The organism is Propionivibrio sp. (assembly GCF_017995515.1).
GTDB lineage: Bacteria > Pseudomonadota > Gammaproteobacteria > Burkholderiales > Rhodocyclaceae > Propionivibrio.
Genome location: NZ_JAGOIT010000020.1, coordinates 20606 through 42933, shown reverse-complemented (window position 1 = coordinate 42933; position 22328 = coordinate 20606). Strand labels below are relative to the sequence as shown.

Here is a 22328-nt window from a genome sequence, read left to right as displayed (position 1 = left end):
GAGGGTGGCTTCCACCTCGCCTTCGCCATCCCCGATCACCCGTGGGTCGACAGCGCCGACGGCGCCGCGGTGCGCATCGCCATGACCGTCGGCGCCGCCGGCGCGAGCGGAGAAGGCCGCCTGCTCAACGTCACCGACGAGCGCGAAGGCAAGGGCGAAGGGCTGCACGTGACGCTGCTGGAACAAAACGGCCTGCTGCACGCCGATTTGCGGATCGGGGCGAATGTGGCGGCGGCGATGGCGTTGAAGGCCAACGGCGATTTGAGCAATCGTGGTTTCTGTCTTTTCGGCGCGGGGTTCATCGTGCCGCCTGAAGAAGCATCGCGCTTTGAAATGGATGCGCCGATCAAGGCTTACCGAAACGGTCGCGACCTGACCGAGCGACCGCGTGGCGTGAAGGTCATCGATCCTTTCGGGCTGACTGCGGAGCAGGTACGCAGCCGCTACCCGGTGACTTACCAGTGGGTCTTGGAGCGGGTAAAGCCCGAGCGCGACAACAACAACCGCGAGAGCCGCCGCCTCAACTGGTGGTTGTTCGGCGAGCAAAACCCGAAACTGCGCGCCCAGTTGAAAGGTCTGCCGCGCTACATCGCGACCGTCGAAACCGCCAAACACCGCGCTTTCCAGTTTCTCGACGCCGAGATTGCGCCGGACAATATGCTGGTCTGCATTGCGAGCGCCGACGCTTTTCACCTCGGCGTGTTGTCGTCCTGTGTGCATGTAGTCTGGGCGCTGGCTGCTGGCGGTCGCCTTGGCATCGGGAACGATCCGCGCTACAACAAGTCGCGCTGCTTTGAGCCATTTCCGTTTCCCGCCGCCACCCCCGAACAAACCACCCGCATCCGCGACCTCGCCGAGCAGCTCGACGCGCACCGCAAGCGCCAGCAGGCCGCGCACGCGACGCTGACGCTGACCGGGATGTACAACGTGCTGGAAAAGCTGAAGACCGGCGAGGCGCTGAACGCCAAGGAAAAAGTCATCCACGAACACGGGCTGGTCAGCGTGCTCAAGACCCTGCACGACGAACTCGACGCCGCCGTGCTCGCCGCCTACGGCTGGGGCGATCTCGCGCCGCTGCTGGCGGACGCCGCGCAAAAGGAAGCCGCCAGCGAGACCCTGCTCGTCCGCCTCGTCGCGCTCAACGCCGAACGCGCGGCCGAAGAAGCCAAAGGCCAGATCCGCTGGCTGCGTCCCGAATACCAGCACCCGGCCGGCAAGCCCGCGAATGCGGGCGCCGCCAACGCGCTTGCCGAGGAAGCCGATCAGGACGCGGCGACCGGCGACGACACGACGAAGGTCGCGAGTACGGCGGCAACGCCGCGCGATCCCTGGCCGGCTTCGCTGCCCGAACAGGTCGCCGCCGTCGCCCGCGTGCTCGCCGCGTCGTCCGCGCCGCTCACCCTCGCCGACCTCGCCGCCCGCTTCACCGGCAAAGGCCCATGGAAAAAACGCCTGCCGCAGATCATCGACACCCTCGAAGCCCTCGGCCGCGCGCGGCGTGACGTGGAGGGACGGGTGGTCGGGTAGTCATTCGGCGCAGTGCGCTTCGGTTATTGCGCCCGTTTGGATGGGGGAGCGGGAATGTAGGGTGGGAATATCCGGAGAAGCGGAAACTACGGATACATAGCCACGTCCGACAGTGACAACATTGACTTGCCTTGTGTCATAACCGTAAGAATCCCGGAGGTTATATGGCTAGGAAAAGAATGAGTGACCGGCGTATCCAGGACTTCGGTCCGCCGTCCGGCTGTGCCGAGCGTCGTCGCATCGCCGATCGTCGGAAGACTGAAGTCTCTGAGGCCACCTACGAGGAATTCGAAATGCTGATGACTGCGCTCGGCTTCCGCCCCCGGGCAGCGAAGCACGAGAAAGTCTGAAAGCTCGGGTCCTTGCACAACGAGTGGGTTGTGCGGGAATCATTCGCGCCGGGACCGAGCCCGGCCCTTACGGGCCGAACCACGCCTCGATTCTTGCCGCGGCCTTGGCCTTGATTTCGTCGTTTACATAGACGGCGACTGTCGCCAGCGCGGCGACGAGGACGCCGAGATCGTCGGCGTAACCGGCAATCGGCGTCAGGTCGGGAATGGCATCGAGCGGGAAGATGAAGTAGCCCAGCGCCCCGTAGATGACCGACTTCGCCCACGCTGGCGTTCCGGGATGCTGCGCGGAGTAATAGAGCCACAGCGCCTTCTCGACCACTTCCTTGCCGGCGGTGCGCGCGTAGGCCGTGACCTTTTCCCAGAATCGATTCTCGGAATACTCATTCTCGAACCCGAGCCGTTCGTGCTTTTCCTTGCGCACGCTAAGCCTCCTGATGCAATCGGGAAGTCGCAGCGAGAAGCCGCTCGTAGAGCTGCAGATCGTGCGACGAGAAACAGCAGAACACGACCTCCTTCAACCCGCCGCCGCCCGTCGACAATGCCTGACGTACGGTGGTAACGGCGATTTCTGCGGCGCATTCGACCGGATAGCCATAGACCCCGGTGCTGATCGCCGGAAACGCCAGCGATTCGATCCCGTTCGCCGCGGCCAGTCTCAGCGACGCCCGGTAGCATGAGGCAAGCAGCGCCGGCTCGCCGTGACCGCCGCCGTGCCAGACGGGTCCGACGGTGTGGATGACGAAGCGCGCCGGCAGCCGGTAAGCGCGCGTCAGCCTGGCCTCGCCCGTGGGGCAGCCGCCCAGGGTGCGGCACTCGGCCAGCAGTTCCGGCCCGGCCGCGCGATGGATCGCACCATCGACGCCGCCACCGCCGAGCAGCGACGAATTCGCCGCATTGACGATTGCGTCGACCGGCAGACGGGTGATGTCGGCCAGGATCGCCGCCAGACGGACCGGCACGTCCGGCCCGCCGACACCGTCGACACCGCCGTCGGCGCTCATGGCATCGGGGCGCCGCGCGCGGCCTCGAACAGGCGATACCACTCGTCACGCGCCAGCTTAACCTGCACGCTCCCGGCACAGGCGTGCAGCCGGTCGCTGCGGCTCGTTCCGAGAACCGGCATGATCCCGGCCGGATGGCGCAGCAGCCAGGCGAGGACGATCGCTTCAGCGCTGACGCCGTAGGCACCCGCCAGTTCCCGGACCAGCGCGGCGGTCTTCACCACGGCCGGGCCAACGTCATCCAGATCGCCGCCGCTCAACAGGCCGCGCGCCAGCGGACTCCACGCCTGCAGCGTGACGCCGTTGAGCCGGCAATACTCGACGACGCCCTCCCAGCCGTCCGGGTAGGCGGGCGCAGCCTGGTTGAAGGAAATCGTCGCCTCGGCGAAGCCGCTGTGCAGCAGGTTCATCTCGAGTTGATTGGCAATCAGCGGATCGGGCAGGAAGTGCTGCAGGTACTCCATGGTCGAGCGGTTCTGGTTGGAGACACCGAAATAGCGCACCTTGCCCTCCTTTTTCAGGCGAGCAAAGGCGCGCGCCACCTCCTCGCCTTCCATCAGGGGATCGGGGCGGTGCAGGAGCAGGATGTCGAGGTGCGAGGTATTGAGGCGCCGCAGGATCGCATCGACCGCCTCGACGATGTGCTCGTAGCTGAAATCGAAGCGCTGCGGCGTGCCGGCCGGGTCGTCCGCCCAGCGTATGCCCACCTTCGATTGCAGAATCATGCGGTCGCGCAGTGACGGCTGCTGTTTGAAGAGGCGCCCGAAAACTTCTTCGGCCCGCCCGCGCGCGTAGATGTTGGCGTGGTCGAAAAAGTTGATTCCGAGTTCCAGCGCGGTATCGACGAAATCGCGCGCCTGCTTTTCGATCGGCGCGTTGATCACGGTACTGCGCCCCCATCCACCGCCCAGCCCCATGCAGCCGGCAATCAGGCGCGAAACTCGCAGATCGGTGTGGGGAAGATTCAGATATTCCATGATGGCGCTCCGCTGGATTGGTCGTGGCGGGCCGCGAACGGCCCGGGGGAAGTCCCTATGCTAAACCCGATCGCCGGCGGATGACAGGTGCGTGCGCAGGCATCCGGCGACGATGGATCTCACGGGCGCCGCTCACTCGACGACGACTTTCGCATTCGGCACTTCGCCGAACACCTCGGGCGCGTACATCGCCTCGACGCGCGTGGCAGGCAGCGCGAACTCGCCGGCGTTGTTGAGGCGCACCGTGTATTCGGTACTGAAGATGCCGCGCGGCACGTAGCCATAGTAGGCACGATACGCGCCGAAGGTACGTTCGACGTAGGCCGGCCAGGCGTTGCCGGTATCGCGCGCCTCCATGCCGGCGATGTGCGAATCGCGGCCGTCGCCTTCGCCGAGGATACGCGCGCCGGCCGGAATCGGGTCGTTGAGCACGACCCAGCTCATCTCCTGCCCGGACTCGACCGTCAGGCGCACGCGCCAGACGTCGCCGCGCGAAACCTTGCCCGTCAGCTTTTCCTGCATCGGCGTGACTTCGCGCGTCACGCGGAAGCCGTTGGCCACCGCCTCCTTCACCGGCACGGCGGCGAGCACCTGCATCGTCGCCCACGGCTTGCCGGAGCCTTCGTGCATGATGCGCAGCGTATCGTTGGTGGAGGGTTTCGCCGGCCACGGCATCAGCTGCCGGTTCGTTTCGTCGTTTTTACCGTGCCACGCGAAGTTCTGCGCTGGAACGGAGCCGAGCGTCATTTGCGTGCTGCCGGTCACCGCATCCTTCTCGAAGGCCTGTCCGAAGCGCTCAAGGACGAGACTCGCCCAGACGTTGGCGACCGTCGTCAGCCAGCGGCCGCGCTGCTGGCGCAGCATGGCCCCCTGCACCAGCGCTGGCAGATCCTCGGCCCACGCCGGGTCGTCGATCACCGCTTCGATCAGGCGGAAGGCGTTGGCGTCGCCGCTGACCATCAGCCACCACCAGTAATCGGAACGCTCGCTGGTGAAGACGAGCCGGCCACCAACGTAGGAGAGTCGATTGCGCAGTTCGCGCTCGGCCGCCGCCAGCTTTTCCGCACGCGCCGGCAAATCGCCCAGCCGCTTGACGATCAGATACCAGTCGATCAATGCCGAGGTCGGCAGGCGCAAAGGCTCGACTTCGAGGCTCGACAGCGCCGAGAGCGGTTTTTGGCCGCGCCGCGTCAACGCCTCGATCGCCGTGAGCTTGCGCACCACGAGGTCACTTTGTGGCGACCAGTGTTCGGGCTTGATGCGTCCTTCGGCAAACGCCGTCAGGCCGCGTCCCATGCGCTGCGCGAGTTCCGGCGGAATCTCGAAACCTGCGGCGAGGCTCGCGTCGAGAAGGTAGGCGGTGAGCGCCGGGCTGCCGGCATTGCCGCGTTCCTCTCCCGGAAAGTAGCGCGCCAGGCCGTTGGCGTCGAGGTAGGTCGGCAGCGCCTCGACGACCTGCTGCCAGCGCTCGGCGTCGCGCAGGCCGATGGCGACTGACGTTTTCTGTTCGAGGCAGACGAACGGGTACGTCTCGAAAAAGCGCTTGATGCCCGGCGGTGGCATGGAGAGGCGGGCCGCGAGCGCGACTTCGATGCCGCCGAGCGGTCCGTTCTTGCCGACAACCGCACCGGTCGGCACGGCAGCCGGTATCTCCAGCTCGCCTTCGACGCGTGCCAAGGTGGCCTGCTGAACGGTGATCGGCACGGCGGGCGCGACCTGCTGCGTGATGCGCAGGCGGTCGGTCGCCGCCCCGGATTTGTCCCTGGCTTCGAACTCCCAGGCCAGCGCCGTGTCGCCTTCCGGCGCCTCGTTCGTCCACGCGACCTCGGCGGCGCTCTCGGGATCGAGCTTCACCGTCTTCGTCTCGAGCGAGCGCTCGCCCGCTTTCGCGCTCAGCTCGACGTCCATCGCCTTCGCCGTGCCGTTGCGCACGGTCAGCAAGGCGCCGTAACGGTCGTTCTCGCGCACCAACGGCGGCAGACCGGAGATAAGGTGCAGATCCTGCCGTGTGCGCAGACTGCCGCTGCCGGTGCCGAAGAAACCGGGGCCGGCGTCAGCGACGGCGACAAGCTTGAACTCGGTCAGCGAGTCATTGAGCGGCACGTCGATGGTTGCGCTACCGTTGGCGTCGAGGACGACGCGCGGGTTCCACACGAGCAGCGTATCGAACAGCTCGCGTGCCGGCGCGCGTCCGCCGCCGCCACCGGGCGGCAGCGCTTTCTTGCCGAAATGGCGCTTGCCGATCACCTGCGATTGCGCAGTCGCCGTCTGCACTTGGTAGGCGCGCTTCGGCAACATGGCATCGAGCAGATTCCAGCTCTCGTTCGGACGCAGTTCGAGCAGCGCCTGGTCGACGGCGGCGAAGGCGACCTCGGTCCCTGCCGGGACCGGCTTGCCGTCGGCCTGCGTCACCTTGATCTTCACCTGCGCCTTGTCGCGCGGCTGGTAGTCATTCTTGTCGGGCGTCACCTCGACCTTGAGCTTGAACGCCTCGATGCCGACCTCGATGTTCGCCAGCCCGACCTTGTACACCGGCTTCGCCAGATCGACCATCGCCGTCGGCAGCGACGGATTCCACCACTCCTTGAACCACGCGGCCGGCTCACGCCAGCCCCAGGAGAAGAAGGAATACCACTTGAGCGGCTCGACGCGGCCGCGCACGGCGAGCACCGAGACGAACACATTCGGCCCCCACTCGCCCTTGACCGGCAATTCGATCACCGGTTTGAAGCGTGACAGTTCGACGACCTGCGTGTCGATGATGCCTGCGGCTTCGATCGAGACCAGCGCCGTCGCTTCGCGGAAGGGCGTGCGCACCTGGAGGCGTGCCGTTTCGCCGGGCGCGTAGCTGCGCTTCTCCGGGATCACGTCGATGCGATCCTGGTTGCCGGCGGTGAACCACAGATCGCCGTGCCCGCTGACCCAGTAGCTGGTGCCGGCGTAGAACACGTTGCCCGCCTTGTCGCTCGTTTCGGCGAGCAGATAGACATTGCCCGCTTCGCTCGACTCGATGGCGCACTGGAACTTGCCGCGCGAATCGCTCCGACCCTTGCAGATCTCGCCGAGATCGGCGAACTCGGTGTGGTGCTCGTAGGCGTAGAAGCCGCCGACGATGCGCTTGCGATGGCTGTAGTCGATGCGGCGCTTGGCCATCAGCTTGACCGGCACATCGGCGACCGGCTTGCCCTCCGTATCGAGCGTCACCACCTCGACCATGCCCTGCTCGCTGACCGACGCCCAATCCTTGACCTTGATCCCGGCCACGACGCCCGACGGCGCGAGTTCGACCGAACCGTGAATGGTCTGCATCTCGCCGTTCGGATCGGCGAAAGTCATCTCCGCATACAGTTCGCTCGGCCCCTTGATGCGCACCGGCAGTGCGACGTTGAGCTTGCCCGCGCCGGCCTGGTCGAGCGTCACCGCTTCCTTGTCGCTGATCAGACGTTCCTCTTCGCGATTGTCGTCGACGGCGAACGCCGAGCGCCCCTCCTCGTCGAAATCGACGATGAAGTGGAAACCTTCGTAGTTCTTGTACTCCGGCCAGCGCGGCCGCAGCGTCGTCGACACCTCGACCTGCGCCCCCTTGGCGGCGCCGCCGTTGAGGAAATTGAGGCCGAGCGCCAGCGGCACCTCGCGCGGCGCGACGAGTTGCGCCGACGTGCCTTGCACGCTGCCGGAGAAGACGGGCAGGCGGAAGTCCGAGACGCGGAATTCGCCGGTGTAGGCGCTGCCGCCCGAACCATCTTCGGCGCTGCGCAATTCGATCTGATAGGTGCCGCGCTTGGCCGAGTCGGGAATCTTCCACTGGTTGGTGGCGACGCCGCGCTTGTCCCAGCTGAGCGGCTGGCGGAATTCGTCGTTGCTGCCTTCGTGGCGGATCACCAGCTCGCTCGGCAAGGACTTGCTGTCGGGGTAGGCAAAAGCGCGGCTGTTCCGCTCGCGTGCGATGTGCTTCATCGACACCGTCTGGCCGGCGCGGAAAAGGCTGCGATCGAGGATCGTATGAATCTTGCGCGGCTCGTAGTCGCCCCAGGTCTCGACGCCGAAGCGCCACGGCTCGATGCCGTCGTTCCAGTCGGAGCGCACGAAGCTGTAGTCCTCGCCCAGGCGCGCGCTGGCGAAGATGAAGTTGTCGTCGTCGCAACTCGGCGCTGTCAGCTCGACGTCGATCAGCGCCCGCCCCTGCGCATCGCTGCGCCCCTGCCACAAGGACTTGCCGTCGCAGCCCGAGACGCGCACTTCGGCGCCGACCACCGGCTTGCCGCTATCGAGCGCCGTCACCCAGACCAGCCCATTGTCCCGGCCGCGTTTGAGATGCACGGCCATGTTGGTGACCAGCGCCGTAGTGCGCACGTACATCGGCTTCGGCGTCGCCAGCAGCGCCGCGCCGAGCAGGCGGCTCTCGATCTCGACGATGTGAAAGCCCGGCTTCTGCAGCGGAATGCCGACCACTTCGAACTCGGCGCTGCCGCCTGGCTTCGGCAACTCCTGGCTGGCGACGCCGGTCTTGCCCTTGAGGAACGAGAATTCCCGCGCGTAGTAGGGATCAACGTACTCGTAAGCCGAGTCGCCCTCGCCCAGCGTATGGCTCTGCGTCTGCTGCTCGAATTGCGCGATGGTCTTGATCGCGGCAATGACTTCGGCGTCGTCGGTCAGACGCTTCTCGCTGAAGCGGTGCGCGTTCGCGGACGGCATCGGCAGATCGGCGACCGGCAGTCTGGCTTCGACGTTGCGCAGCGTCACCGGCAAGACACCGCCTTCCTTGAGTTCCAGAATGCCGAATGCGCCAGGAAATTTCGCCAGCGGCGGCAGTGCCGCCGTGCGCACCTTTAGCGGAAAACTCGCGGCGTTCGACAACGCGCGCCCCGCCTCGTCCTTCAAATCAGACGGCAGTTCAATCTTGAGTTCCGCGTTCTGCGGGAATGGCCCCTTGAAGGTCAAGGTTGCCACCGTATTCTCGCGGGCGCTCTCCTGAATCGGCAGATAGGGCGAGCGCGTTCCGTCCGGCGAAATGAGGCGGGCGCGCTGCGCCAGCTTGAGGTCAAACGGGACGGAGAACTCGACCCGCATGTCGGCCAACGGCGAACAGGGCGCGTTGGCCTTCTCCCGCTCGCAGGTAAAACTCGCGCTGAACGGCTCGCGCACGACATAGGCGAACCCCTCGTCGCGGCTCGCGCGGGCGCCATTCTGCGCCTCCACGCCCTTGCCCCATACGAGGCGCATCTTCGCACCGGCGGGCAGGCGCTCCGCGCAGGCAATCGCCAGCAAGTCGGGCCGAACGTCGCGGCTCAGGGACGCCAGGATTTCGTTGCGCGTCACGTCCGGGAGTACGCGCACCGAAATGCGATTGCCGACGCCATCCGCCTCGCACCATACGTTGCGCTCGACCGAGTCATTCTTGAGCGCGGCGCTGGCGTCTATCAGGAAGGCCTGGTCCTCCTCGACAGGCCCGCCGGGGCGCGGTGTGATCGAACGCGGCCACGGCCCCGGTGCGAAGAAGGCGTAGCTGCTCTCGCCGGAAATAGCCTCGCCGTTGATTGCCGTCAAACCCGGCTTGAGCCGGAAATCGCAACGCTCACCGGCTTGCAGCGGACGTTCCAGCGTATACGACCAGTTGCGCGCATCGCCCCAGCGCGCCCGGCCCTTCACGTCACCGCAATCGACGACAAATGGCGACGGGCCATCGGGTCGGCCGAGCTGCGCCATGTTGGCGGAAAACACCGCCGTCGCGCGAATCGGCTGATCGACTTCGCCCTGCGGCGAAAACTGGCGCACGCCCGCGGCGTGCGCCGAGCTCAGGGCCAACATTGCTAGAAAGAATCCGCCAAGCAAGGCAGAACGAGGACGCGGTGACGACATGGCAGCTCCGGCATGACATTTGGCAGAGCGCCAGATTATAGTTGGTTGAAAAGCGCCCGCGACGCGCGTGGCGATTCACCAAACAAAAAAGGCACCGCCGCAGTTCTGACTCATCCGAACAAGAAGTGCTTTTACCTCTTTCATCCAACAAAACCCCTTCGGCACAACCCGCTCATCTCGCACCACGTGCATACCCCGTCAGCCCCGTGCGCCGGCAGCTGAGCCCCCGCACGAAGAGCGCCAAAAACGGTACTCAGGCGCAACCCTTGTCCTTCTGCCTCAACCATCAAAGGCTTATTTTCACTGCCTGATGTCACCGCGACAACCGATTCATCGTCAAGCGCCACATACGCCGCCTGCGCCGCGCGGCCGTGCATCAGCGCGTACGCCGGAAGCTGGACGTCGTCTTTCAGTCGATCACGAATAACCTTGGCCGACTGCGTCTTGTAGTCGAAAAGCGCGGCACCGACTTCGTCGTCGATATTGCGGTCGATGCGGTCGATGCGCCCGTAGAGTTCGATGCTGGCGCCATCCGGCAAAGGCACCGCCCGGCTCACGCGCTCCTCGGCCACGTCCCAGCGCCAACCTCCGGCTTCCTGCGCACGCTGCCAATCGAGATAGGCCTGCAGACGCTTCTCCCAGCGCAGACGCCAGCCAAGCGCCAGAAAATTCTCTTTGACCGCCGGCGCAAAAACTTCGGCAACACAGGATTGCAGCTCGATCAACGCCTCGTTTTCCGCCAACGCCGAAATCAGCGAATGACGTTTGTGGAAACTTTCAAGTACGCGATGCACCAGCGCGCCGTAATCGGCCTTGCCCATTTCCTCGCTTACTTCATCCATTTCGCCGAGGCCCAGCACATGCCGGGCAAAGAAACGGTATGGGCAGGCGACGAGGCTGGAGTAGCCGCTGACCGAGACGCGCTGCGGAATCAGTTCGAGCGGCGCGACCGGCGACGCCAACGTTGTCGGCTGCGGTGCGGTCACAGCATCCGCATCGGCCTCGGGACGCGCCGCGAGCGGCCGGCGATGCAGATCGTCGCCCCAGGCCAGTTGATGCAGCGTCGACAGCAGCGAGAGTTCCGGCGCGAGCAGATTGGCTTCGCCGTTCTGCGTTGATTGCCAGGTCACCGCGATGCGTGGAACGGTCGCCAGAAGAAGTTCGAGATCGCGGCGCAATTCGCGCTCACCGTCCTCGCGCGTGCGCAAGCCCAACTCGCGCCGTACCGACTGGTTGAAGAACTCGCCGTTGCCGGCCGGCGCGAGTTGCCGGACGTCGCCGCCAAGCAGCAAAGCGGCCTCAAAGTGGCGCAGGCACACCGCGTTGAGCGGCGTGATGACGATCGGGCTATTGATGCTGCCATCGCGGAAACTGGCCGCTTCGAACTCGCGGTTGAGCCAGTCGCGCCACGCGTTGAAGGCGAATACCGCCGTGTTGTTTTCCAGCTCGCCGCGACGTTTTTCGAGCAGATCGAGCAGCGACCGTCCGGCCACGTCGTCGGCGAGCGACGCGAGCGCACCGAGCACTTCGAGCGCCTTGTGCAGCCGGTTGATCCAGCGCACCAGCGGAGCCGGCCTGGCACGCAGCAAGGTCGTCGCTGCTTCGATGCGGTCGAGCAGAGCAAGGCCCAAGGTCTTCGCGTCGCCCGCCTCGGCGTCGAGCAGGCAGCGCCGGATGCGCGGCAGCTCGGTCTTGACCGATGCTGCGCGGATCGCTGATTCAATCGCGTAGACCGCCGCCTTGCGCTCGCTCTCATCGGTTTCTGCGAAGAAGAACGGCGATTTGCACAGATCGAGCAGGTCTTTGAAATACGCGTTGCTGGCTGCGGTTTCGATCAGCGCGTCGGCCGCCGCCGCCGCGCGCGAGGTGGACAGCAGCCACCCGGTTTCGTCGGAAACGAGCACGCCTTCGCGTTCAAGCAACGCGCGCACGCGCCGCGCTGTCAGGCGGTCCTGTGCGATCAGGGCGATGCGGCGCATGCCGGCGTTCAGCCATGCGCCAATCTGCGCGACGGCAGCCAGCGCCTCCGGCTCGCGCCCCGCGGTCGGCACCAGTTGCAGCCTTGGCGAAAGCTCGTCTGCCAACGGGCTGGACGGAAACCGCTGCGCCAGCGCCTGCGCGCGCTCGAACAGCGGAGTCTCCCGATCCTGCGGCCAGGCAGCATTGAGCGCTTGCATCAGAGGTGACGAAGCAGATTCGCGCGGCGCCGGATGAACGACACTCAGCGGCTGCACGCGTGCGTAGGACACCAGAAAATCCAGTTCGGCACGCTCCAGAGCTTCGGCCGCCGGCGCATCGAGCAGGACGAACAACGCTTGCGGCTGCCCGGCGGCCTCGGCTTGCCGCAACAACCCGGCGAGGCGCAAACGATAGACGGCCGCCTTGTCCGGCACACCCGATGCGCCCAGTGCGCGCCAGAGTTCATGTACAACGCGCGCCTCGAAGGCCAGTGGGACCGAGGCGCGCACCGCATACGCGTGCTGCAGTTGCTCGGCAAGCATCGCCTCGTCCTCGGCCAGCGACACCGCGGCGGCCGTCATCTCATCGAACAGCGCGGCCATTTCCGACGCGATGCCCCACAACGCGGCTTCGTCGAACCAGCCCTTTGCACGCAAGGCCTCGTGCAGAAGAACGAGCCGCTCGCATGCCGGCAAGGCCTCGGGGACGTCGGGCAACGGCGCGCCGAGCGCCCAGTTGCTCAACGTGTCGAAGCGCGGCATCAGCAACGGCCGCGACAAGCGCTGCGCGGCGCGCTGCAGGGCCGCCTTCAGTTCGACGGCCATCGGCAAGGCCGGGACGAGCACGTACAGCGACGACAAGTCACCTGTTTCGATCAGGTTCCGATGTCGTTGCAGCAACTCATCGGCAAGATCGTCGAAGAATGCTTTGCCGGGAGGCAAGACCGTACAGATGAGTTCGTCGTTGTTCGCCGGCATGCGCGCTCCGAACAACGGCTCAGCGTTCGAGCTTGCCAAGCTTGTCCGGCTTGCCGTTCCATTCGTCCGCGTCGGGCAGCGGCTCGCGACGCTCGGTAATCACCGGCCAAACCCTGGACATTTCGGCATTCAGGGCGATGAACCGTTGCTGCGCATCCGGCACATCGTCCTCGGCAAAGATCGCTTCGGCCGGACACTCGGCGACGCACAGCGTGCAGTCGATGCACTCTTCCGGATCGATCACCAGGAAATTCGCCCCCTCGTGAAAGCAGTCGACCGGGCAGACATCGACACAGTCCGTGTATTTGCACTTGATACAATTCTCGGTAACGACGTAGGCCATGAGTGTCTCGCTCGGGAAGTGGCGGGAAAAAACTATAGCGCATTTACCCGCCAAGATGCGCTTAAACCCCGGCCCCGTCAGGGATTTGACGTCCGTCGCCAAGAGTTTCTGCACCACGATTCATTCTTCCCACACAGGTTATTTTTCCGCTACGATTAGCCCGACGTGCCACCCAGAGATTCTCTCTGCGCAAAATCCCTCCGGCCCCCCCCATCCATTCCCAGTCACCCTTGAGGTATTCCCATGAGCGAACACATCCATTACGTTACCGACGACTCTTTTGCCGCCGATGTCCTGCAATCGCAACAACCCGTCCTCGTCGATTACTGGGCCGAGTGGTGCGGCCCGTGCAAGATGATCGCGCCGATTCTCGACGAAATTGCCAAGGAGTATGCCGGCCGTCTGAAAGTGGCCAAGCTCAACATCGACGACAATCAGGAAACCCCGGCCAGCTACGGTGTGCGTGGCATCCCGACGCTGATGCTGTTCAAAAACGGCAGCATCGAAGCAACAAAGGTCGGCGCATTGTCGAAATCGCAACTCGCCGCGTTCATTGACAGTCACCTGTAAAGCCATTAACCTCCGCCTGAAAGTTCAGGCAGCCGACACCTGATAACAGGAAAAACAAAGTCGACAGCGAACTTTCAGGCGTCACTCCCAGTCAGAAAATCCCGGCAGTACCCCCCTCTCCACATGCGCCCCATTCGCGTCAGCGCTCAGCGCGTCAAATCTCCAATTCATTATTTCCGCTCCTCATGCACCTCTCCGAACTCAAAGCCCTACATGTAAGTCAGCTACTCGACATGGCCGTCGAAAACGGCATCGAGGGAGCCAACCGGCTACGCAAGCATGAACTGATTTTCGCGTTGCTCAAGAATCAAGCCAAAAAGGGAGAAACCATTTTTGGTGACGGTACGCTGGAAACGCTGCCAGACGGTTTCGGCTTTCTGCGCTCGCCCGACACTTCATACCTCGCCAGCACCGACGACATCTACGTCAGCCCGAGCCAGATCAGGCGATTCAACCTGCACACGGGCGACACGATCGAGGGCGAAATCCGCACGCCGAAGGACGGCGAACGCTACTTCGCGCTGGTCAAGGTCGATCGGATCAACGGCGAACCGCCGGAAGCGTCGAAGAACAAGATCCTGTTCGAGAACCTGACGCCGCTGCACCCGGAAAAACACCTCAAGCTCGAACGCGACATTCGCGGCGAGGAAAACATCACCAGCCGCATCGTCGACATCATCGCGCCGATCGGCAAAGGCCAGCGCGGCCTGCTCGTCTCCAGTCCGAAGAGCGGCAAGACGGTAATGATGCAGCACATCGCGCACGCCATCACGGCCAACCACCCGGACGTCAACCTGATCGTCCTGCTGATCGACGAACGTCCGGAAGAAGTCACCGAAATGACCCGATCGGTGCGCGGCGAAGTCGTCGCGTCGACCTTCGACGAACCGGCCACCCGCCACGTGCAGGTCGCCGAAATGGTCATCGAGAAGGCCAAGCGCCTCGTCGAGCACAAGAAGGACGTCGTCATCCTGCTCGACTCGATCACCCGCCTCGCGCGTGCCTACAACACCGTGCAACCGGCCTCCGGCAAGGTATTGACCGGCGGCGTCGACGCCAATGCGCTGCAAAAGCCGAAACGCTTCTTCGGCGCGGCGCGCAACATCGAGGAAGGCGGCTCGCTGACGATCATCGCCACCGCGCTGATCGACACCGGCAGCCGCATGGACGACGTGATCTACGAGGAATTCAAGGGTACCGGCAATCTGGAAATCCACCTCGACCGCCGCATGGCCGAAAAGCGCGTCTATCCGGCGATCAACGTCAATCGCTCCGGCACGCGCCGCGAAGAACTGCTGCTCATGCCCGACGTCCTGCAAAAGATGTGGGTCCTGCGCAAGCTCCTCTACAACATGGACGACCTCGAAGCGATGGAATTCCTGCTCGACAAGATCAAGGCGACCAAGAACAACGGCGAGTTTTTCGACTCGATGCGGCGCTGATCGCAAAGGCATCGTTGTTTTGCATTGTTGTTGATTGCAACTTGAAGAAAAAACAAGGATAATCGCCCGTTCTCCGGAGCCGGTCACCGAAGTAGCGGATGTTTACATCGAACCGGCTAGATTTGACTTACAGGAATTTCTCAAGATGAAATCCGATATCCACCCCGATTACAACGAAATCGAAGTCACGTGCTCCTGCGGCAACGTGTTCAAGACCAAATCAACGATGAAGAAAGCACTTCACGTCGAAGTATGCTCTGCCTGCCATCCGTTCTACACCGGCAAGCAGAAGATCATCGACACCGCTGGTCGCGTCGAGAAGTTCAACAAGAAATACGGTTCGATGCACAAAGCATCCTGAGCCAGCTGACGCAGGCAGCCAGTTCCTGCGGACTCAGCGAAAAAGCAGCCGCATGGCTGCTTTTTTTTCGCCCGACAAACTTCCCGGACCCTCTCGTAGACCATGCCCTTCCTCCAGGACCATCCCCGCTTCAAGGGGATTACCCTACCGCCCACCGGCTGGGTTCTGGCGGCACTGCTCGCCATCTACATTTTCACCGGACTGGTCGGCCATGATCCGTGGAAGCACGACGACGCGATCTCGATCGGCGTCGCCTTCGATATCTTTGCCCACGGCAACTGGCTGACGCCGCAACTCGCCGGACAAGCCTACCCCGACGCACCGTTCTACTACTGGGTCGCGTCGACCACCGCGCATCTATTCTCCTGGCTGCTGCCGACACACGATGCCGCGCGCCTCGCCAGCGGCTTGTTCACCTTGCTGTCGCTGCAGTTCATTCTTCTCGCCGCGCGCGAACTGCACCGACGCGATTACGCCGCAGCTGCGCCGCTCTTGCTGGCGGGCAGCATCGGATTCCTCTTTCACGCGCACGAAGCGCAGCCGATGCTCGCCGCACTGGCGGCACACACCGCTGCCTATTGGGGCCTGACGCTGCTGGGGCGCCGACCACGCCAAGCCGTTGTCGTAACAGGAACGTCCGTCGCCCTGGGCCTGCTCGCCAACGGATTGTTGCCGGCATTGACACTGTTTCCGGCAATCCTGCTGACGATCTGGCAAGCCGACAACCGGAAGCGCTGTGCCGCGCAGATCGCCGCCGCGATCGCCCTCGCCGCCGCCATCGTCGCCCTCTGGATCGTTCCCTTGCAATACCGGGCACCCGGCTACCTGAGTGCCCTGCTGCACAATGAGTTCGCCCCACTGCGAAACCCCGCCAATCCACTGATCGGCATTCCGCGCTACCTGAATCTGCTGCTGTGGTACGCGTGGCCTGCCCTGCCCATGGCCGCCTGGGCGTTGTGGTCAAAGCGCCGGGCAGTGCGCACACCGCAAATCGCCCTCCCGGGGCTTTCCTTCGTTGCCGTCCTCCTTATTCTCGGCCTGCTCATTGAGCTACGCAGTTCGGCCGCACTCTTGCTGTTGCCGCCGCTGGTTCTGCTCGCCGTACCCGGCGTCGGCACGCTGCGTCGAGGCGCCGCCAATGCGTTCGACTGGTTCGGCATGATGACCTTCACCTTCTTCCTGTCGGTCTGCTGGATCGTCTGGGGAGCGCTGGTCTTTGGCTGGCCGGCTCGCCTGGCGCGGCAGGCGGTCAGGCTCCATCCGGGCTTCGTAGGGCAGATTGATCTGCTCGCCGCCGGCTTTGCCTTGGCGCTTTCGCTGATCTGGTTCTGGATGATTGCCACCAGCCCGCGTTCGCCCATGCGCGGCACCATGCACTGGATGGCCGGACTGACCCTCTTCTGGGTTCTGGTCGCCACGCTCTTGATGCCTTGGATCGACTACGGAAAGACCTACCGATCCATTGCGACCGGTATGGCCAAGGCGCTGCCGCCCAAGATCGATTGCATCGTCAACGCCAACCTGCCCAATGCCGTTCTCGGCACGCTCGACTACTTCAGCGGAATCCGCACCGTCCCGCTCACCAGCACTTCAGCCGGGAAATGCCACTGGCTCGTCATGTACGGCGAGCCTCGCGATGCGAAGAAGATGGCCGACGCCGGCTGGCGCAAGGTGTGGGAAGGCAACCGTCCGAGCGACCGGCGTTCGAACGAGAAAACCCGCCTTTACCGACGTGACGCGGGCGAGCTCAAGTCATCCGGACTTGGCGATATTCGCGATTTTCAGTTCTCGCCCGACGAAACTCCGCTGCGGAATTCCTGAACCGGAACACCCGATCACAACTTGATGAAGTGCTCGCGGTAGTACTTCAGTTCGTTGATTGATTCGCGGATATCGGTCAGCGCCGTGTGGTCGGACTTCTTCACGAAGCCCTTGGCGAGATCGGGTCTCCAGCGCCGACACAGCTCCTTGAGCGTACTCACGTCGATGCTGCGGTAATGAAACCAGGCTTCCAGCAGGGGCATGTAGCGCACCATGAAACGCCGGTCCTGGCCGATCGAATTGCCACACATGGGGCTTGTGCGCTCCGGGACGTACTCGCGGACGAAAGCCAGCGCAGCCGCCTCGACCGCAGCCTCGTCAAGCGTCGACGCACGGACTCGTTCGATCAAGCCCGTTCCGCCGTGCGTCTTCTTGTTCCAGTCATCCATCGCATCAAGCTGCGCGTCCGACTGATGCGCCACCCAGACCGGCGACTCGGCCACGGTCTCCAGATTGCTGTCGGTGACGATCATCGCCAACTCGATGATGCGCTCGCGCTCCGGTTCGAGACCGGTCATTTCCATGTCCAGCCAAACAAGGTTATTCGCATCCTGTGCCATATAATCTGTCCGATTTTTACCAAACCTGAATTTTCGCACAGCTGAATGGCCAATTCCTTTTCGCTCGCTTTTCTCCTCGCCCTGGCACTGATGGTCGGCATTCGTCTCTGGTTGTCGCAACGACAGATCGCGCACGTGCTGGCGCATCGAACAACCGTGCCAGCGCAATTTGCCGGACGCCTGGAGCTGGCCGCGCACCAGAAGGCGGCCGACTATACCGTCGCTCAGACACGATTCGGTCGCCTGGCACTCGTTTGCGAGATCGCCGTGCTGCTCGCCTTCACCTTTGGCGGTGGACTGCAAGCGCTGCACGCTTTCTGGAGCAGCCATATCGACGGCCTGCCCTACGGTGTCGCCTTGATCTTCAGCGTCATGGCCATTTCAAGCCTTGTCGACCTGCCGTTCGCGCTGTATCGGCAGTTCGTCATCGAGCAGAGGTTCGGCTTCAACCGGATGACGCTCAAGCTGTTCATCGCAGACCATCTCAAGCAGATGGCGCTCGGTCTTGCGATCGGCACGCCGGTGCTGCTCGCCGTGCTCTGGCTGATGGAACAGATGGGGGCGCTCTGGTGGCTCTACGTCTGGCTGTTCTGGTGCGGCTTCAACCTGCTCGTTCTCTTCCTCTACCCGACCTGGATCGCGCCGCTGTTCAACAAGTTCACGCCGCTCGAAGACGCACCGCTCAAGGCGCGCATCGAAGCGCTGCTCGACCGCTGCGGCTTCGCCAGTTCCGGCCTCTTCGTCATGGACGGCTCGAAGCGCTCGAACCATGGCAACGCTTACTTCACCGGCTTCGGCAAGAGCAAGCGCATCGTCTTCTTCGATACCCTGCTCAGCCGCCTGCAGCCCGGCGAGGTCGAGGCCGTGCTCGCGCATGAACTCGGGCACTTCACGCATCGCCACGTGATCAAGCGCATCGCCCTCCTCTTCTCCATGTCGCTTGCCTTTCTCGCCTGCCTCGGCCAGCTGATCGACGCCGAGTGGTTCTATCGCGGCCTCGGCGTAGAGGCGCAGAACACGGCGATGGCGCTCATCCTGTTCTTCTTCGTCGTTCCGGTCTTTACTTTCCTGCTCACTCCGCTGATGAGCCTGCTTTCGCGGCGACACGAGTTCGAGGCTGACCGCTACGCCGGCGAGCACGCGTCTGCCGACGCGCTGACCAAGGCGCTCGTCAAGCTTTACGAGGAGAATGCGGCGACGCTGACGCCCGACCCGCTGCACTCGCTCTTCTACGACTCGCATCCGCCGGCGGCGTTGCGCATCGCCCGCCTGGCGCAGCCGGGGCCGTCGACTTGAAGATCGGGGGCACCATCATCGCCGCGCACGGCCGGCAATACCGCGTCGAACTGCCGGACGGAGAAACGCTGCTCTGCTTCACGCGTGGAAAGAAAAGCGAGGTCGCGTGCGGTGATCACGTCACGTTGCAGCGGACCGGCGACCAGGGCGTCATCGATGCGATCGAACCTCGTCACTCCTTGCTTTATCGCTCGAACGCGTTCAAGGAAAAACTGATCGCCGCCAACGTGACGCAGATCGTCGTCGTCGTGGCCACCGAGCCTTCGTATTCCGACGAGTTGGTCACACGCTGCATCGCTGCGGCGGAGAGCCAGGGCCTGCAATTATTGATCGTACTCAACAAGATCGACCTGGCTGATCGTGTGGCTGCGGCGAGAGAAGCGCTTGCCCCGTTTGCGCAGCTCGGCTACCGCATCGTCGAGCTTTCAGCCCGCGCCGGCGCCGAATCACTGCGCCCTTTCCTGATTAGTCAAACAAGCGTATTCGTCGGCCAATCGGGAATGGGCAAATCGACGCTGACGAACGCGCTGATTCCGGAAGCCAATGCACCGACGCGCGAAATATCGGAATGGCTCGATTCGGGCAAGCACACGACGACGCACGCTACGCTCTACCACCTCGACGCCGATTCCGCCCTGATCGACTCGCCCGGCTTGCAGGAATTCGGTCTCGGCCACCTTTCGGCAGGCGAGATCGAACATGCCTTTCTCGAACTGCGGCCGCTGCTCGGGAAGTGCCGCTTTCGCAATTGCCGCCACGACCGGGAACCCGATTGCGCCGTGCGCGCAGCGGTCGAAGCCGGCCAGATCGATCCGCGCCGCTACGCAGCCTTCCGCGCGCTTTGTGCCGAAATCGGCTGACCCCAGGAGAAGTGCACATGGACGACATCGTCATCAACCGCAAGCACGGAAAAACGCTCGCCAAGGCACGCAAATCTGCCGAACACATGGCTGCCGAGTTAAGCGAGGAGTTCGACCTCACCTGCGCCTGGCACGGCAACACCCTGACCTTTGAACGCTTCGGCGTATCCGGGAAGCTCGAGATCGACGAAGACCAGGTCGGCCTGATCGTCAATCTCGGCTTCTTGCTCTCGGCGCTCAAGCCGAGCATCGAACGCGAGGTACACAAGTTTTTCGACGAGAACTTTCCCACCTGAGCACGCCACAGGAGTCCGGCGGCATTTCCAGCACCGGCCTGCGGTGCTATCCTCGCCAATCGATACGAACCAACGTCGATCGGCAGGTTCATGGATATCAAACCAAAGCGCAGAACGCCGGAGCGGATCCTTGAGGCCAGCCTGCGCCTGTTCAACGATTTCGGCGAGCCCAATGTCTCGACGACGGTCATCGCCGACGACCTGAACATCAGCCCGGGCAATCTCTACTACCACTTCCACAACAAGGACGAGATCGTCGAGGCCATCTTCACCGCGTTCGAGCGGGAGATCGAAGGCATCCTCGCCGTCCCGTCGAATCGGCAAGCCGACGTCGAGGACATCTGGTTGTTCCTGCACCTGCTGTTCGAGCAGATCTGGAAATACCGCTTCTTCTACCGCGACCTCAACGACCTGCTGACGCGCAATCGCACGCTCGAGATTCACTTCAAGAAGATCCTGGCGCACAAGATCAGCACCGCAACCCTGCTCTGCGAAAGCCTGGTCGCCGCCGGCTCGATGCGCGCATCGGCAACCGAATTGCGCGCGGTCAGTACCAACATGGCGGTCATCGCGACTTACTGGCTGTCGTTCGAATATGCCCGCGACCCACGCGGAACGACCGAGAACGAGCGGATCGGACGCGGCGTCTATCAGGTGATGGCGATGATTTCGCCGTTCCTGATCAACGAGGCCCGTGCATTGTTGGAGCGACTATCGGTCGCCTACCTGAAGCCCTAGTCGAAGTTAGCGACAACTCACCCACCGGGAGAATGCGCATGAAATGGACGAGGTTTCCCCACCCCGACAAGTCGTTTGCCTACGCCGGCGCCGCGCTCAAGAAGAACTGGGCGCGCCTCCATGCCGGCGATTGCGAACCGTTTCCGGACGACGGCAAGGTGCAGGATGCGTGGCGTAGCTACCACAGCGGTGACTTCGGCAGCGCGGTCGAACTCGGCCTGGCCCGCGGCATGGCGGGCTACGCCGTCGCCAACAAGGCGGCGACGGTCTACGCGGGTTATCTCGAGCAGGATCACGAACGCAAACTCGCCCTGCTGCTCGAAGCGGCGCAGCGTTGCGAGGAACAGCAAAAAGCCATGCCGACGTACGCCAATGCCTGGTATCTGCACGCCTTCGCGCTCGGGCGCTACAGCCAGGGCATTTCCGTGGTCAAGGCGCTCGCCGAGGGACTCGGCGGCAAGATCAAGCACAGCCTGACCCAAGCCATCGCGCTCGAACCCAGGCACGCCGACGCACATATCGCGCTCGGCGCCTACCACGCCGAAGTCATCGACAAGGTCGGCTCGCTGGTCGGCGGCTTGACCTACGGCGCGAAGAAGAACCTTGGCGTGGAGCATTTCGAAACCGCGCTGAAACTCAATCCGGATTCGGCCATCGCGCGCATCGAATACGCCAACGGACTGATGATGATGTTCGGCAACAGCCGCCTCAAGGACGCCGAACGCTACTACCGTGAAGCGGCCAGCAGCCAGCCCGCGGACGCGATGGAATGGCTGGACGTGGAGAGCGCCAAAGCCGAACTCGAAGACTGAGAAACGAGGCGGAGGCCAGAGTAGAGACTATTGTTTCTCGTCACGCGGGTCGATCAGGCTGACGCAGTGCTTCAGGATGGCCGCCTGCTCCTCCGGCGACTTCCCGATCAGATTGCAGTTCTTCACTTCGATCTTCTTGGACGAGGTTTCCGCTTTGCGAACCTCCGGATTGGCCGACGCCGCTTTCTGCTGTACGGGCTGTTCGGCCGCCGCGCCGTCCAACGCCGCGCGCTCGGCGACCGAAGTCATCAGCATACCGATCTGCGCGGAAAGCGACTCAATCTGTTTTTTCATGTCATTGAGTGCCGCATCCAGCGCCGGATCGACCTTTTCGGGCTTCGGTTGCAGAACCAATGCCCTGAGTGCGGCCACTTCCTTTTTCATGGCGGCCATCTCGGCTGTCACTGATTTGGCGCTACGCGAATAGAAGACGCTACTTCCGATGCCAGCGATCACCGCGATACCGAGCAGCACCGACAAGACGATTACCGACAACGCCCCCGACTTCCCTTTTGGCGCCGCCTCGACGATTTCGCTTGTTTCCCCCTCATCTGACATGGCATCTCCTCATTGAAA

The 22328-nt window shown here is 63.5% G+C and carries 19 protein-coding genes; 11 read left to right on the top strand and 8 right to left on the bottom strand.

From position 1 onward, the window contains the following. On the top strand, positions 1–1527 hold a 1527-nt coding region (locus KBA32_RS05265; RefSeq protein WP_367113746.1), incomplete at its 5' end, for a type IIL restriction-modification enzyme MmeI. 164 nt (positions 1528–1691) lie between these two features. After that, positions 1692–1877, top strand: coding sequence for a hypothetical protein (locus KBA32_RS05260; protein ID WP_294356210.1), 186 nt, complete (start codon positions 1692–1694; stop codon positions 1875–1877). Between the two features lie 67 nt (positions 1878–1944). Here KBA32_RS05260 and KBA32_RS05255 read toward each other — a convergent pair whose 3' ends face one another. The 6 genes from KBA32_RS05255 to fdxA all read right to left on the bottom strand — a co-directional run bounded on the left by KBA32_RS05255 (position 1945) and on the right by fdxA (position 12996). Then, entirely contained in the window at positions 1945–2301 is a 357-nt protein-coding gene (locus KBA32_RS05255) for a DUF1232 domain-containing protein (RefSeq protein WP_294356207.1), read from the bottom strand. A gap of 1 nt (position 2302) precedes the next feature. After that, on the bottom strand, positions 2303–2881 hold the full coding sequence (locus tag KBA32_RS05250) for an O-acetyl-ADP-ribose deacetylase (protein WP_294356205.1): 579 nt from the start codon (positions 2879–2881) through the stop codon (positions 2303–2305). Beyond that, positions 2878–3858, bottom strand: a complete 981-nt coding sequence (locus KBA32_RS05245; protein WP_294356203.1) for an aldo/keto reductase family oxidoreductase — start codon at positions 3856–3858, stop codon at positions 2878–2880. Before KBA32_RS05245 ends, KBA32_RS05250 begins: the two co-directional genes overlap by 4 nt. A gap of 132 nt (positions 3859–3990) precedes the next feature. Continuing rightward, the gene (locus KBA32_RS05240) at positions 3991–9666 is read right to left on the bottom strand and encodes an MG2 domain-containing protein (protein WP_294356201.1); all 5676 of its coding nucleotides are present in this window, start codon (positions 9664–9666) and stop codon (positions 3991–3993) included. A 191-nt stretch (positions 9667–9857) separates the two neighbouring features. Then, on the bottom strand, positions 9858–12653 hold the full coding sequence (locus KBA32_RS05235) for a PD-(D/E)XK nuclease family protein (RefSeq protein WP_294356199.1): 2796 nt from the start codon (positions 12651–12653) through the stop codon (positions 9858–9860). A 19-nt stretch (positions 12654–12672) separates the two neighbouring features. After that, on the bottom strand, positions 12673–12996 hold the full coding sequence (fdxA, locus tag KBA32_RS05230) for a ferredoxin FdxA (protein WP_294356197.1): 324 nt from the start codon (positions 12994–12996) through the stop codon (positions 12673–12675). Positions 12997–13239: 243 nt separating this feature from the next. On the opposite strand from fdxA, the gene trxA reads away from it, so the two are divergent. The 4 genes from trxA to KBA32_RS05210 all read left to right on the top strand — a co-directional run bounded on the left by trxA (position 13240) and on the right by KBA32_RS05210 (position 17190). Then, on the top strand, positions 13240–13566 hold the full coding sequence (gene trxA / locus KBA32_RS05225; RefSeq protein WP_294356194.1) for a thioredoxin TrxA: 327 nt from the start codon (positions 13240–13242) through the stop codon (positions 13564–13566). 185 nt (positions 13567–13751) lie between these two features. Continuing rightward, entirely contained in the window at positions 13752–15008 is a 1257-nt protein-coding gene (gene rho, locus KBA32_RS05220; RefSeq protein WP_294356192.1) for a transcription termination factor Rho, read from the top strand. Between the two features lie 145 nt (positions 15009–15153). Beyond that, the gene (rpmE, locus tag KBA32_RS05215) at positions 15154–15369 is read left to right on the top strand and encodes a 50S ribosomal protein L31 (protein ID WP_294356191.1); all 216 of its coding nucleotides are present in this window, start codon (positions 15154–15156) and stop codon (positions 15367–15369) included. 102 nt (positions 15370–15471) lie between these two features. Further along, positions 15472–17190: a glycosyltransferase family 39 protein gene (locus KBA32_RS05210; RefSeq protein ID WP_294356189.1), complete on the top strand. Its 1719-nt coding sequence runs from the start codon at positions 15472–15474 to the stop codon at positions 17188–17190. A 14-nt stretch (positions 17191–17204) separates the two neighbouring features. On the opposite strand, the gene orn is transcribed toward KBA32_RS05210, so the two are convergent. Then, complete coding sequence (orn, locus tag KBA32_RS05205) at positions 17205–17750, bottom strand: oligoribonuclease (protein WP_294356187.1); 546 nt, start codon at positions 17748–17750, stop codon at positions 17205–17207. 45 nt (positions 17751–17795) lie between these two features. Here orn and KBA32_RS05200 point away from each other — a divergent pair, with 45 nt between their 5' ends. The 5 genes from KBA32_RS05200 to KBA32_RS05180 all read left to right on the top strand — a co-directional run bounded on the left by KBA32_RS05200 (position 17796) and on the right by KBA32_RS05180 (position 21752). Next, positions 17796–19046, top strand: a complete 1251-nt coding sequence (locus KBA32_RS05200) for a M48 family metallopeptidase (protein ID WP_294356185.1) — start codon at positions 17796–17798, stop codon at positions 19044–19046. After that, positions 19043–19906 (top strand): ribosome small subunit-dependent GTPase A, encoded by an 864-nt coding sequence (gene rsgA, locus KBA32_RS05195; protein WP_294356183.1) that lies wholly within the window; start codon positions 19043–19045, stop codon positions 19904–19906. Before KBA32_RS05200 ends, rsgA begins: the two co-directional genes overlap by 4 nt. 17 nt (positions 19907–19923) lie before the next feature. Then, positions 19924–20202 (top strand): polyhydroxyalkanoic acid system family protein, encoded by a 279-nt coding sequence (locus tag KBA32_RS05190; RefSeq protein ID WP_294356181.1) that lies wholly within the window; start codon positions 19924–19926, stop codon positions 20200–20202. Positions 20203–20292: 90 nt separating this feature from the next. Continuing rightward, on the top strand, positions 20293–20940 hold the full coding sequence (locus KBA32_RS05185) for a TetR/AcrR family transcriptional regulator (protein ID WP_294356179.1): 648 nt from the start codon (positions 20293–20295) through the stop codon (positions 20938–20940). 38 nt (positions 20941–20978) lie between these two features. Beyond that, the gene (locus KBA32_RS05180; RefSeq protein WP_294356177.1) at positions 20979–21752 is read left to right on the top strand and encodes a hypothetical protein; all 774 of its coding nucleotides are present in this window, start codon (positions 20979–20981) and stop codon (positions 21750–21752) included. Positions 21753–21779: 27 nt separating this feature from the next. Here the strand turns inward: KBA32_RS05180 and KBA32_RS05175 are convergent, their stop codons facing one another. Then, positions 21780–22310 (bottom strand): hypothetical protein, encoded by a 531-nt coding sequence (locus tag KBA32_RS05175; RefSeq protein WP_294356175.1) that lies wholly within the window; start codon positions 22308–22310, stop codon positions 21780–21782. Between the last annotated feature and the right edge of the window lie 18 nt (positions 22311–22328).

Excerpts from the sequence above, each read along its gene's own strand:
- KBA32_RS05260 (WP_294356210.1), top strand. The coding sequence starts at position 1,692 with ATGGCTAGGAAAAGAATGAGTGACCGGCGTATCCAGGACTTCGGTCCG.
- KBA32_RS05250 (WP_294356205.1), bottom strand. The coding sequence starts at position 2,881 with ATGAGCGCCGACGGCGGTGTCGACGGTGTCGGCGGGCCGGACGTGCCG.
- KBA32_RS05245 (WP_294356203.1), bottom strand. The coding sequence starts at position 3,858 with ATGGAATATCTGAATCTTCCCCACACCGATCTGCGAGTTTCGCGCCTG.
- KBA32_RS05240 (WP_294356201.1), bottom strand. The coding sequence starts at position 9,666 with ATGTTGGCCCTGAGCTCGGCGCACGCCGCGGGCGTGCGCCAGTTTTCG.
- KBA32_RS05235 (WP_294356199.1), bottom strand. The coding sequence starts at position 12,653 with ATGCCGGCGAACAACGACGAACTCATCTGTACGGTCTTGCCTCCCGGC.
- fdxA (WP_294356197.1), bottom strand. The coding sequence starts at position 12,996 with ATGGCCTACGTCGTTACCGAGAATTGTATCAAGTGCAAATACACGGAC.
- trxA (WP_294356194.1), top strand. The coding sequence starts at position 13,240 with ATGAGCGAACACATCCATTACGTTACCGACGACTCTTTTGCCGCCGAT.
- rho (WP_294356192.1), top strand. The coding sequence starts at position 13,752 with ATGCACCTCTCCGAACTCAAAGCCCTACATGTAAGTCAGCTACTCGAC.
- rpmE (WP_294356191.1), top strand. The coding sequence starts at position 15,154 with ATGAAATCCGATATCCACCCCGATTACAACGAAATCGAAGTCACGTGC.
- KBA32_RS05210 (WP_294356189.1), top strand. The coding sequence starts at position 15,472 with ATGCCCTTCCTCCAGGACCATCCCCGCTTCAAGGGGATTACCCTACCG.
- orn (WP_294356187.1), bottom strand. The coding sequence starts at position 17,750 with ATGGCACAGGATGCGAATAACCTTGTTTGGCTGGACATGGAAATGACC.
- KBA32_RS05200 (WP_294356185.1), top strand. The coding sequence starts at position 17,796 with ATGGCCAATTCCTTTTCGCTCGCTTTTCTCCTCGCCCTGGCACTGATG.
- KBA32_RS05190 (WP_294356181.1), top strand. The coding sequence starts at position 19,924 with ATGGACGACATCGTCATCAACCGCAAGCACGGAAAAACGCTCGCCAAG.
- KBA32_RS05185 (WP_294356179.1), top strand. The coding sequence starts at position 20,293 with ATGGATATCAAACCAAAGCGCAGAACGCCGGAGCGGATCCTTGAGGCC.
- KBA32_RS05180 (WP_294356177.1), top strand. The coding sequence starts at position 20,979 with ATGAAATGGACGAGGTTTCCCCACCCCGACAAGTCGTTTGCCTACGCC.
- KBA32_RS05175 (WP_294356175.1), bottom strand. The coding sequence starts at position 22,310 with ATGTCAGATGAGGGGGAAACAAGCGAAATCGTCGAGGCGGCGCCAAAA.